Below are 12,211 nucleotides of genomic sequence, written 5' to 3'. Positions count from 1 at the left end.
GGTGGATTCATAATGAGTGAGAGAAAAGGGCATTTGAGTGGCTTTATTTCAAAAATTAAAGCCAGTTCATTTGGGAAGAAAATTATTTATTCCGTAATTGCGATTATTGTGATTTTAGTAATTGCAATTGCGTTATTTGGACATCACTATTTTAAAACTTCACTTCAACCACTGGATCCGCATGATAATGAGGTGACTCAAGTTGACATTCCAAGAGGGGCTTCTACCAAAAAGATTGGGGCAATCTTACAAAAGTCAGAGGTAGTCAAAAGTGGGATGGTATTTAATTATTATGTAAAATCACATAACATTACTAATTTTAAGTCAGGATATTATCAATTAAAGCCGTCGATGTCCTTAGATACAATTGCTAGGAGTTTACAAAAGGGTGGAAGTTTTGAACCCGTTCAAAGTACTGATGGTAAAGTTACCGTTCCAGAAGGAGCCAACATCGATCAAATTGGGAATATTGTGGCTAAAAATACTGACTTTTCTAAGGCAGAGTTTATTTCCTTGATGAAAAATCGTAATTTCTTTGATGAAATGGCCAAGGATTATCCAGAATTACTTGGATCCGCTAAAGATGCCAAGGGGACCCGTTATCTTTTTGAAGGGTACCTTTATCCAGCGACATATCCCGTCCCTAAACATTCGTCGTTGAAGATGATGGTCAGTTTAATGCTCGCTAAAAGCAATCAAATGTATGGTCCATATTATCAAAGAATGAAAGATCAAAAGCTGACGGTTCAACAAACTTTAACGTTAGCTTCTTTGATTGAACGTGAAGGTGTAGGTCAAAATGATCGTAATAAAATGGCTGGTGTGTTAAGAAATCGCATTGATAAAAATATGCCACTTCAATCGGATGTAGCCGTTTTGTATGCACTTCACCGAAACTCAAAGACACTTTCAAAACGTGATTTAATGGTTAATTCCAAATATAATCTTTATGTTAATAAAGGATTTGGTCCTGGACCATTTGATAATCCCTCGATAAGCTCAGTTCAAGCCGTGCTATATCCAACTGATATGTCTAAAGGATATTTATATTTTTTGGCCGATCCGAAAACTAAAAAGATTTATTACGCTAAAACCCTAAAAGAACAACAAAATAACATTAAAACTCACATGGATCGATAGTGGAGGATTAAAATAGTGAAAAACAAAAAAAGACCCGTAATTATTGGAGTTACTGGAGGTTCTAGTAGTGGCAAAACTACGGTAAGTAGGTCAATTTTGAATCGCTTGCTGGGACATTCAATTGCAATCTTGCAGCAAGATTCTTACTATAAGGATCAATCCAATATGACAATGGATGAAAGAAGACAGGTTAACTACGATCATCCGTTAGCTTTTGACACTGATTTAATGGTTAAGCAATTGAAGCAGCTGTTAAACTATGAATCAATTGAGAAACCGGTCTATGATTATTCTAAATTCACCAGGAGTGGTGAAGCTGTCACTCAAGAACCACGCGATGTAATTATCGTTGAGGGGATTTTAATTCTTGATGATAAAAGACTCCGGGACTTGATGGATATTAAAGTTTATGTAGATACTGATGCTGATATTCGCGTCATTAGACGGATTGAGCGAGATACTAAAGAACGTGGTCGAACGCTTGATTCGGTAATTCAACAATATTTAGCAACCGTTCGCCCCATGCATCTCCAATTTGTTGAACCCACGAAACGATATGCTGATATAATTATTCCAGAGGGTGGCAAAAATCAAGTAGCAATTGACTTACTAGTTACTAAAATTCAGTCAATTTTAAATGACGTTGGTGACGATCCGATTAGTAATGCAATTGATACGACAATATAATTAAGTTGCCAAACTTTAATTTAAATGGTATTTTAATTTTGAATAAAATAGTGAGGTGTAAGAATGGCTGAAGATGAAATGTACCCGATGACTGAAGAGGGGAAAGAAAAGCTCGAAACTGAATTAAAAGATTTAAAGGTCAATCAAAGACCAAAGATTGTTGATCGAATTAAAGTCGCTAGAAGTTACGGCGATCTATCTGAAAACTCTGAATATGAGTCTGCCAAAAACGAACAAAGTATGTTAGAGAGCAGAATTGCTACGGTAGAGCATATGTTACAATATGCTCAAGTGGTTGATAAAGAAGAGACCGACGAAGATGAAGTGACCGTTGGGAAAGAAATTCAGTTTAAGGAGTTACCTGATGAAGAACCAGAGACATTTACAATTGTCGGAGCTGCTGAAGCTGACCCGATGAGTGGGAAAATCTCAAATGATTCTCCAATTGCACAGGCTTTGCTTGGCCATAAAGTAGGAGAAAATGTTGATATTGATATTCCTGCTGGTGTAATGCATGTCAAGATATTATCAGTTAAATAATAATTTTAATTTAAAATAGGACAATCGTCTCAAGTGACGATTGTCCTATTTATTATATCTTTTTTTAAACCAACTTCTAAAAATTAAGGTGATAAGTGTCAAAGCACTAATGATTATTCCTATATTTAAGAATGGTGGCCAATATGAAAGTTGAATGTGCTTCATTCCTTTTCCAGTTTTAAGTGCAATGAAGTAATGATCCCATTTCGTGATTGGATGTTTCTTTCCGTTTATTTTGGCACTCCAGCCCTTCGAGTACGGGATGCTTGAAGCAATTACTGAATTAGAACCGTTTGTTTTTATATCAGCCTTTACCGTTCGTGCGTTTGGACTGGATATTTTTTTGGTTCCTGATTGAAGTTTTCGATCGGTTTGCTTAAATAAAGAATTATTTAGCTGGTATAAAGTAAAGTTTTCTAACCAAAGTGATGACTTTTTCAAGCTGATTTTCACTTTAATCTTTTTGTTTTTTGCGTTATTGGCAATGTTAATGACCTTAATCGAATTAGATTCAGGATTAAGTGATAGTTGGTTACCGTCAACTGACAAATCACAGTTACTGTTATTTAACGCTGTTCCCATCGTCAAATAGTAAGAGTCGTTAGTTTTTGGCTTAAACGTGAGATCAAGCGAGGCTGGCTCTAAGACGTTGACTTTGTTGAAGATGGTGCCAGTAAGTTGATTGTGTTTGGTAACGTTATTGTATTTAACGTGATCGAAGTTACTGCTCGAAAAGAGGTGACTTTGGACATGGTTGTTGCCCGTTAGATTTGACCATAACTGTGCTTGGTATTGGATGGGATCTGGACTAGCAGCATTTTTGTGGATTGATTGGCTACTGGCTCTAAACATCATTGGCAACGCATACTGGTTTTCGTATATTGAGAATCCCTCAGATGATCCCATGTTTTTGTATGAGTTTTGGTCATATCGTTCTGGGAACTCTCTAATACCTGGAACGTCAACTGAAGCAGTGTAGGGACGAGCTAGATGGTATTTCATTGAAAGCAGGGCATCTGAAACCATGGTCCCACTGGAATATTCAATTACACCATCGCCATTTGGCTGGCCAATCTTTCCAATTAGATCAGACATTTTAGGATTCATGACGGATGAAAATAGGGAAGCACCATAAAAATTAAAGTTAAATGGGTCGTTTTTAGTTCGGGAAAAGTCCTTGCTGATTCGATATGGGCCATCTAAAGAATGACGTTTCAGGTAAGTTGTGACATGATCTAATTTGTTTACGTAACCACGGTATTCTGAATTACTTAAGTATGAGATGTTGTTTAAAGAGAGAATGAGATTAATGGTAATGCCAAAGACAATTAGTGAAAAAATACCAGCATTAAACCATTTCTCTTTTCTAAAGTTGGTTAATAAAACGATGATGGCGGCTAAAATCATAAGTCCTTCAATCACAATTGTGAACCATTTGAGGTAGTTATATTGAGGCATTCTAATGGTGGTATAAGCGACCATTAGTGCAAGCAATAAAATTATGAGCCACGTTCTAATTTGCTTAAAACTAATTGCCTGAATGTGCGATAAGTTAACTAAAGCGACCATGATGAACCAAAAACATATTACAAACGAAAAACGATAGGGGTACCAGATTGGAAACTGAAATGCGTGCCAAAATAAGTCGAGTGGCTGAAAACACGTTGATAACAGTAAAAAGATGGTCATTACCAAAGTTAAAACTCGAGTTCTTTTGGGAAAGGTTTTATTAACAAAAAAGAACAAAAATAGTACTAAAATCGTTTCTGAAATAAAAAGGTTTGGTAAGCCCTTGGGCATTTGGTCAAAATTAAAAGCACCAGGAGCAAATTTAGTTACTAAGTCAAGCATTGGATATTCAAATTTAAAGTTTAATTTATCAGAAAATCCCTGTCCTTTGGAGTTAATTAGTGAGTAGATAGTAGGCAGAAGAATAAAAGCAGCTAATCCCACCGAAATTAATCCATTTACGACTAGTCGCAAAAAGCCAACAAACATATCTTTGGTATTTGAAACATGGACGGCTAAATAGTAGATAGTTAGCGCAACGATAAAAATTGTGATCATGTATGCCATGTAGTAGTTGATGATCAACATAGCTGTGTATGACGTAATGAATAGTAACTTTTGGTCGTTTTTTAAGAGTTTAACTAAGCCAAGCACGATTAAAGGAAGTAAAATCATGGCATCAAGCCAAATGATATTTAGATTATTGGCAACCATCCAACCGTTTAACGCATATGCAGTTGCAAATGATGACAGTATGAGTGAAGAATTCGTAAGGTGAAGTTCGCGAACTAGAATGGCAAAGGTTAAACCAGATAGGCCAATCTTTAAAAGCAGCAGGATGAGAACTCCTGATGGTAGGGATGCGTTATTAAAAAAGAGTAAGATGAGGTTCAACGGGCTCATTAGATAGTAAGCCCAAGTCCCGATCATTTCATTCCCTAATCCGTTAGAAAATGAATAAAGAATTGATGACGGATGGTGCAAGAGAGCTCTTCTAAAATATGCAAAAAAATCAACGTACTGTTGTCCTAAATCAACCGTTAGAATCGTATTATTTCCGAAGGGTGCCATATTGCGATATGCTGCGTATAATGCCATAATAACTAGTGGTATAAAAAAGCTTAGGATTAATGCAAAGTTTTTAGATAGGCTCTTTTTTATTTTTTGGTTAAGCATTTAATTACCTCATTAATTTATAAAGCAATGAATTATAATAAGACTAGGTTTGCCGTTTTTCTAATAAATAGAGTATCATATATAAATTAAGAAAAACGCTATAAATGATGAATTCGAGTTATTAATTAGTTAAGGAGCGTTAGCATCGTGAGAAACTTTTTTGATCGGTTATTCAGAAGAAGGAGTCGGGACTCAAGTCGACGAAACGGTAATTCTAAAATTCCATTTCGACTGAATTTTATCTTCGCAATTGTTGGAATATTATTTGCCGTTTTAGTATTTCGATTAGCATACATGCAGATTTTTCAAGGATCAGTTTATAAATCTGATGTTAATCAGAGCGACAATTCAGTTAAGTATGGTAATGTTCCGCGTGGGATGATCTATGACTCAACTGGAAAGGTTTTAGTTGGTAATAAAACCCATCGTGCCATCACCTATACTAAGGGACTAAGCGTAATGCCCCAGGAAATTTATAATGATGCGAATAAGCTTGGGAGTTACATCACTATTCCAACCAAAGGTCTTACTAAAAAACAAGTTGGTGAGTACTATTTGGCTGATAAGACTAACCTGGAAAACGCTACTAAAGAAGTTCCTAATGGAACAAAGTTAGCCCCACAAGCAGCCTACAATAAAGCCCTCGATATGATCCAGGATGGAAAAATTGTGAAGGTTACTCCTCAAATGAAGAACGCTGCTGCCATTTTTACGGAAATGAGTGGAGCTTATCAATTATCAACTACTAACATTAAAACCGATGGTGTAAGTAACAAAGAAATTGCTGAAGTTGGTGAACATGCTTCTGAAATGCCTGGAGTTCAGGTTGGAACAAGTTGGTCTCGTGATTACCCATCTGGAAATGAAATTCAAAGTATTGTTGGAAATGTTTCATCCAGTAAAACTGGTTTACCTTCTGATCGGGTTAATGAACTTTTAGCGGAAGGGTATTCAAGAAATGATTCAGTTGGACAAAGTAATTTGGAACAACAATATGAGCCTATTCTACGTGGTTCTAAGTCCCAGACCGAAGTTAAAGTTGGTGGGGATAACAAGATTGTTAAGGAAGTTAAGAAGTATCCAGGTCAACGAGGCCAGAATCTTCAGTTGTCCATTAACTCTAAATTTCAAAATAAACTCCAAGATTTAGTTAAGGGTGCAGAGTCTGGTGGCGTTGGTGATTCAACGGGAGCTTACGCCGTTGTTATGAACCCAAAGACTGGTGCGGTAATTGGAATGGCTGGTGTTAACCGTGATCCTAAGACTGGTAAAGTGACACCAAACGAGTTAGGCACCATCAACAGTGCCATTGTCATGGGATCGGTTGTTAAGGGTGCAATGGTTTCAGGCGCCTTGATGGATAAGGTTATTACACCGAATAACAGTACAATGGAAGATATGCCAATTGATATTGGTGGAGCTAAGAAGAGTTCCTGGTTTAACAAAAATGGTGAGGCCAATATGCCGGTTAACGCCCAGGGTGCTCTAGAGGTTTCTTCTAACTCTTACATGATGCAACTTGCCATGAAAGAAGGCGGCTTCAGGTATAAGGCTGGTGGATCACTCAATATGAGTCCTAACATTTTTAACATTGAACGAAATTACTTCAATCAATTTGGCTTAGGTGTTAAGACTGGGATTGATCTACCGGGTGAAACCGCTGGAATTCAAGGGCCATCAACGTTTGCTAATATTGGTAAATCTTTGGATGAATCATTTGGTAACTATGACTCGTACACTACGATTCAATTAGCCCAATATATGTCCACGATTGCTAATGGCGGATACCGTTTGAAGCCACATGTAGTTCAAAATGTAAGATCAACCAATACCAAGAATGGACAACTTGGAGCCATTCAAAATACGACCATGCCAACGGTGTTAAATGAGATTCCAATGACACAACAAGAACGAAACGTTGTCACGCAGGGATTGTATCAGGTGGTTCATGGTACCAATAAATATAAAACCGGTGGAGATTTATCAAGCTTATCTCCCGAAGTGTCTGCTAAGACCGGTACTGCTCAAACATTCTACAATGGTAAGCCAACTGTTACGTTGAGTTTGGCATCTTATGCACCATCAAAAGATCCACAGGTCGTGGTTGCTTTGGCCATTCCTAATCTTCCTGTTAATGCAGAAAGTAATAACTTGAATCTTGCTAAACAAATTTATCAAGCATACTGGGATGATGTTCAAAATAAGCCATAAAGTGCTGTTAAGTAAAATTACTTAACATTATTTAAATGAGACTGGATATATAGTGCTAAAGATGTTAATATTATGATTGTTGAATTAGTTATAAAAAACGAATATGTTTGGAGGTATTTGACATGCGTGTTCATATCACTTTGGAATGTACTGAATGCCACGAACGCAATTACTTATCAACTAAGAGTCGTAGAAATAATCCCGATCGCTTAGAATTAGAAAAGTATTGCCCACGTGATAGAAAAGTTACTTTACATCGCGAAACAAAATAAGATTTTGGGTTTTTACCCAAAATCTTTTTTATTATAAAATTAACGGGTTATGTAAATGAATAAAAATGAAGTTAGAGAATTAATTTTAAAAAGAATGAAGGATGCTAAACCATTTGATCAATTTTTTTATGGGTTGTATGGAGCGCTTTTTGACCTTCAAGAATGGCAGAACGCCAAGGTGGTCGCCACAACCATGAATACTGTCATCGAGATTCCCACAGCTCCGATTATTTTTGCGGCTTTAAGCGAGGGGAAAAAAGTGGTGGTTCCTCGGACACTTCCTAAACACCAAATGGAGTTTATTGAGATTAGTCACAATTTAACATTTCAAAAGACTAAGTTTGGGATTTGGGAGCCCGCCGATGGAAAGCGGGTCTCCGGTGATTCGATTGATTTGATGGTGGTTCCAGGAGTTGCCTTTAATCCTGATAGCAATCAGAGAATTGGTTATGGGGCGGGATTTTATGATCGTTATTTATCTCGATTTGATGGTTATAAGGTTTCATTGGCCCAAAAAGTCCAAATCGTTTCTGAGTTAGATTGGAAACCGGATCCGTTTGATGTTAGATTAGATCGGATTATTTTTTAGAGGGTTTATAATGATCAAACAAAAACTTAAAAAAGTCAATAATTATCCCTGGGTAACGTATGTACTACTGTTCATAATGATAGTTGTGTATTTGATGATGACTATAAGTGGTGGTTCAGAGAACACCGTTAATCTACTGAAATTTGGTGCGCAATATAACCCCTTAGTAAAAGATGGTCAGTGGTGGCGCCTAATTACTCCCATTTTTGTTCATATTGGTTTTCAACATATCTTAATTAATGGGATCACCTTATATTATTTGGGAAAATTAATTGAACCGATCGTTGGTCATTTAAGATATTTCGTCATTTTTATGGTCGCAGGATTTTGCGGGAATTTAATGAGTTTTGCGTTTGGAAGTGGGATTTCGGCAGGATCCAGTACCGCTATTTTTGGATTATTTGGGGCCTTTTTAATGATTGCTTTTCAATATCGTGGTGATGCATTTGTCAGAAGTACTGCAAAGACGTTTATTCTTTTTGTGGTAATTAATCTTGTATTTGATATTTTTACGCCTGGGATTGATATTTTTGGTCATATTGGCGGATTCATTGGTGGTTACCTGATTAGTTTTGTTGTAGGATTAAAGCACAATATCAATTTAAATAAAATTATGAGATTATTTTATGCAACCGCTTTAATTATTGGTATAATAATAATGTACTATTTAGGTTCTGTTCGTTGACACGTTGTACATAGTTAATTTAGGATGATGATTAAAATGACAACTCTATATGATGTTCAACAACTGTTAAAAAAATTTGGAATATATGTATATGTCGGCAAACGACTCTGGGATATTGAAGTAATGGCCTTAGAACTTGACCATCTTCATGATGCTCATGTAGTTAGTGATCGAGAGTTTACATCCGCAAAACTAGTATTAACACGTGAACACAGGATTGAAGAGAAAAACTTAAAATCTAAAAATGAGACGGGAGGTCTATAGAATGGCAAAGAATTTGATTGGAATTGACTTAGGTGGTACCACTACTAAAATGGCTTTTTTGGACGAAAATGGTGAGGTTCTTGATAAGTGGAGAGTGCTTACTGATACAAGCGACAAGGGTGCTCACATCGTTGAGAACATTGTTAAGTCAATCAACAAACATATCGAGGATTCTGACAAAACCATTAATGATTTTGTTGGAATTGGAATGGGAACACCAGGAACTGTAAACCGTGAGAAGGGGACAGTTTCTGAAGCTTTTAACCTTAACTGGAAAGATGAACAACCAGTTCGAGAATTGATTCAGAATGGGGTTGGATTACCATTTCAATTAGACAATGATGCCAATGTGGCTTCCTTAGGTGAGTACTGGAAGGGTGCAGGTAGTACTGAAGATGACGTGGTTTTTGTTACGCTAGGAACTGGTGTCGGTGGCGGAGTGATTGCCAACGGTAAACTCCTTCACGGGGTCAATGGTGGGGCCGGTGAAGTTGGACACATTGCTGTTCAACCAAATGGTTACCTTTGTACCTGTGGAAAGAAAGGTTGTTTAGAGCAGTACGCTTCAGCAACTGGAATCGTTCACGTTGCTAAGGATATGTCTAAAGATTTTAAGGGACATTCACGTCTAAAGGATCTTGAAAATACTGATGAAAAAATCACTTCAAAAATGGTTTTTTATCTGGCAGATAATGGCGATATCTTTGCTAACCAGGTTGTGGATAAGATTTGTTTTTACCTTGGACTAGCCTTATCCGATATTGGAAATACTTTGAACCCAGCAAGTATCATTATTGGTGGTGGAGTTTCGAATGCTGGAAACACTTTGCTTCAACCAACTACTAGATATTTCCAGGAAAATGCGTTTCCATCAATTAGAGATTCAACTAAAATTAAATTAGCTCAGTTGGGTAATGATGCTGGGGTAATTGGTGCAGCTTCGTTAGCATTACAATTTAGATAAAAGTATTGGAGAGATTTTAATTGAGTAGTGTGATAGTTTCAGTTCTTTATTTTTTGATCACTCTAGGAGTGGTTCTGTTAATTTGGTGGTTATACCATGAATTTACTATTTTAATGGCCAAACGTTATTGTAAGTTTTTAAATGAAGATGAATTTCAAAGTGGAATTCGTAAATCGCAAGTGATTGACTTACGTGAGAGTAAAGCTTTTAATGATGGTCACATTCTTGGTGCAAGAAACATGCCATATTCAACTTTTCGAAGTTTTTATCAGGAACTGAGACCGGATCTACCAGTTTATTTGTACGATCAGAATAAAACTTTGAGTATGAAAGCTGCCAAGTTCCTTCACAAAAAGGGTTTTAAGAATATTTCAATTCTTAACGAAGGTTACCAGCGATGGGATGGCAAAATTAAAAAGGGTTAAATAAAAAGAGAACTCGATTGAGTTCTCTTTTTATTATTAATAATTAACTTAAATGAGCTGAATGACTTTTTCTGTTTGCTCTTTTACGGTTTTCATTAATTTTGGACTCTTGTTCCTCCATTGGTTGAACCACCGTTTTTTTGAATGAAAGCCAAACTCCTGCAGCGACTCCAATACATGCTGCAACTCCCGTAGTAAATCCTTGTGTAAATTTACTCATAGTCATTGCCTCCTTTTTTATTATCTACTTGTCTATTATGCGTTATTTGCGCTAATATATCCAGTATAGAACATCATTAATTAGGTGAATTTATGAACAAATTATTAGCGATTGTCGGTCCAACAGCAGTTGGAAAAACCGACTTATCAATTAAAATTGCAAAACAGTTTAATGGGGAAATTATTTCTGGCGACTCAATGCAGGTTTACCGTCATTTGGATATTGGTACTGCTAAGATTTCTCGAATGGAGCAGCAGGGGATTCCTCATTATTTAATAAACATCATTGATGTTAACGAACAATATTCAGTGGCTGATTTTGTTAAGTCGGCGCGAAAATTGATCGATGAGATTACAAATCGTGGTCATCTTCCAATCATCGTTGGCGGGACAGGCTTTTATCTTAATTCACTATTAAAGGGGTTAAATTTAGGAAGCAAGCATGACCCGGCGGTTAGGGAAAAACTTACTCAAGAGCTTAATGATCTCGGTCAGCTCAAGATGTGGGATAAATTAAACCAAGTTGATTCCGTAACAGCATCGAAAACCCCTCCTGAAAATACCCGACGGATTCTTCGAGCTTTAGAAGTCTACTTGGTTAGTGGGAAGCCAATTTCCAAGCAGAATAATCAGGGACAGCAGTATGATGAATTGATTGTGGGACTTAATACGCGTCGTGATGTCCTATACCAGCGGATTAATCAACGAGTAGACAAGATGATGGAGGACGGGTTAATTAAAGAAAATAAGTGGCTTTTTGAAAATGGTGGGAGTAAAATTCCTGCTAGTAAGGGAATTGGGTATCGAGAATTCATCCCTTATTTCAATGGTAACGAAAGTTTGGATCGAGTAGTAGAAGATGTTAAGCAAGACTCAAGACACTACGCTAAGAGACAACTAACGTGGTTTAGAAACAAGATGGACGTTACTTGGTATGATTTAGTTCAACATCCCGAAGAAATTACTCAAATTGAACAGCAAATTAAGGAGTGGCAAAACAATAATGGATATTAACAAAATGGTTTCGGACACAATCAACTTATATCGGCAGTTAGATGCTAAGAATCAAACAATTTGGAAACCCGGAACTCATGTTTCAAGTTCTTATGTTTCTTTAGACATTCACTTTTCTGAATTGGCTAAAAATTCTGGGATGCTTAAAACGGACATCACTAGTTCTGAGAATAATCGTGACAACCAGCTCGAAAGTTACATTAGGACTTTCAGGGATTTTTTGCTAATTGCTAACCTACAAAGTTGGGTGGATGTGATTACTGTGGATGATGAGATGTTAAATAAATTATTAGGAATGAAAAAGACTGACGACCTTAATTCTTTGTATTTGTCGATGCTGAATATGTTACTAAAGAGTTATTATGAAAAAAGCAAGATTGGATATAAGCACGCTTGGACTTTATTCTTAAAGTTCGGCATTGTTGATTTAGGCTTTAGTCCAGATACAATCACCGATAAATTTAATAATCTACTGCAAGATGATTTAAAGCTGGTTTTAAATGATCATTAAATCAA

General features: G+C 36.6%; 14 protein-coding genes. 12 read left to right on the top strand and 2 right to left on the bottom strand.

Going from position 1 to position 12,211, the window contains the following annotated elements:
- Positions 1–12: 12 nt before the first annotated feature.
- The 3 genes from mltG to greA all read left to right on the top strand — a co-directional run bounded on the left by mltG (position 13) and on the right by greA (position 2,367).
- Positions 13–1,140 (top strand): endolytic transglycosylase MltG, encoded by a 1,128-nt coding sequence (gene mltG, locus AC6UDD_RS03525; RefSeq protein WP_500718766.1) that lies wholly within the window; start codon positions 13–15, stop codon positions 1,138–1,140.
- Between the two features lie 12 nt (positions 1,141–1,152).
- The gene (udk, locus tag AC6UDD_RS03520) at positions 1,153–1,827 is read left to right on the top strand and encodes a uridine kinase (RefSeq protein ID WP_500718907.1); all 675 of its coding nucleotides are present in this window, start codon (positions 1,153–1,155) and stop codon (positions 1,825–1,827) included.
- A gap of 63 nt (positions 1,828–1,890) precedes the next feature.
- Entirely contained in the window at positions 1,891–2,367 is a 477-nt protein-coding gene (gene greA / locus AC6UDD_RS03515) for a transcription elongation factor GreA (protein WP_500693680.1), read from the top strand.
- A 45-nt stretch (positions 2,368–2,412) separates the two neighbouring features.
- Here greA and AC6UDD_RS03510 read toward each other — a convergent pair whose 3' ends face one another.
- Complete coding sequence (locus AC6UDD_RS03510; protein ID WP_500718763.1) at positions 2,413–5,052, bottom strand: YfhO family protein; 2,640 nt, start codon at positions 5,050–5,052, stop codon at positions 2,413–2,415.
- A gap of 147 nt (positions 5,053–5,199) precedes the next feature.
- On the opposite strand from AC6UDD_RS03510, the gene AC6UDD_RS03505 reads away from it, so the two are divergent.
- From AC6UDD_RS03505 to AC6UDD_RS03475, 7 genes are all read left to right on the top strand, one after another.
- Positions 5,200–7,263, top strand: a complete 2,064-nt coding sequence (locus tag AC6UDD_RS03505) for a peptidoglycan D,D-transpeptidase FtsI family protein (RefSeq protein WP_500718761.1) — start codon at positions 5,200–5,202, stop codon at positions 7,261–7,263.
- Positions 7,264–7,385: 122 nt separating this feature from the next.
- A complete protein-coding gene (gene rpmG, locus AC6UDD_RS03500; RefSeq protein WP_500693683.1) occupies positions 7,386–7,535 on the top strand; it encodes a 50S ribosomal protein L33 in 150 nt (49 codons plus the stop codon).
- A 55-nt stretch (positions 7,536–7,590) separates the two neighbouring features.
- The gene (locus AC6UDD_RS03495) at positions 7,591–8,124 is read left to right on the top strand and encodes a 5-formyltetrahydrofolate cyclo-ligase (RefSeq protein WP_500718759.1); all 534 of its coding nucleotides are present in this window, start codon (positions 7,591–7,593) and stop codon (positions 8,122–8,124) included.
- Between the two features lie 10 nt (positions 8,125–8,134).
- Positions 8,135–8,809, top strand: a complete 675-nt coding sequence (locus tag AC6UDD_RS03490; RefSeq protein WP_500718756.1) for a rhomboid family intramembrane serine protease — start codon at positions 8,135–8,137, stop codon at positions 8,807–8,809.
- A gap of 36 nt (positions 8,810–8,845) precedes the next feature.
- A complete protein-coding gene (locus tag AC6UDD_RS03485; RefSeq protein ID WP_010021549.1) occupies positions 8,846–9,073 on the top strand; it encodes a YqgQ family protein in 228 nt (75 codons plus the stop codon).
- A gap of 1 nt (position 9,074) precedes the next feature.
- Positions 9,075–10,037: an ROK family glucokinase gene (locus AC6UDD_RS03480; protein ID WP_500718754.1), complete on the top strand. Its 963-nt coding sequence runs from the start codon at positions 9,075–9,077 to the stop codon at positions 10,035–10,037.
- Positions 10,038–10,057: 20 nt separating this feature from the next.
- On the top strand, positions 10,058–10,462 hold the full coding sequence (locus tag AC6UDD_RS03475) for a rhodanese-like domain-containing protein (protein WP_500718752.1): 405 nt from the start codon (positions 10,058–10,060) through the stop codon (positions 10,460–10,462).
- Between the two features lie 43 nt (positions 10,463–10,505).
- Here AC6UDD_RS03475 and AC6UDD_RS03470 read toward each other — a convergent pair whose 3' ends face one another.
- Entirely contained in the window at positions 10,506–10,682 is a 177-nt protein-coding gene (locus AC6UDD_RS03470) for a DUF3042 family protein (RefSeq protein ID WP_500718750.1), read from the bottom strand.
- Between the two features lie 92 nt (positions 10,683–10,774).
- On the opposite strand from AC6UDD_RS03470, the gene miaA reads away from it, so the two are divergent.
- Both miaA and AC6UDD_RS03460 read left to right on the top strand, forming a co-directional pair.
- A complete protein-coding gene (miaA, locus tag AC6UDD_RS03465) occupies positions 10,775–11,695 on the top strand; it encodes a tRNA (adenosine(37)-N6)-dimethylallyltransferase MiaA (protein ID WP_500718747.1) in 921 nt (306 codons plus the stop codon).
- Positions 11,685–12,206: a hypothetical protein gene (locus AC6UDD_RS03460; RefSeq protein WP_500718744.1), complete on the top strand. Its 522-nt coding sequence runs from the start codon at positions 11,685–11,687 to the stop codon at positions 12,204–12,206. The genes miaA and AC6UDD_RS03460 overlap by 11 nt, the downstream gene beginning before the upstream one ends.
- Positions 12,207–12,211 lie beyond the last annotated feature (5 nt).

Source organism: Fructilactobacillus sp. X2R1C3 (assembly GCF_059901425.1).
Note: the sequence above shows the minus strand (reverse complement) of the source record. Positions and strands in the feature narration are given on the sequence as shown.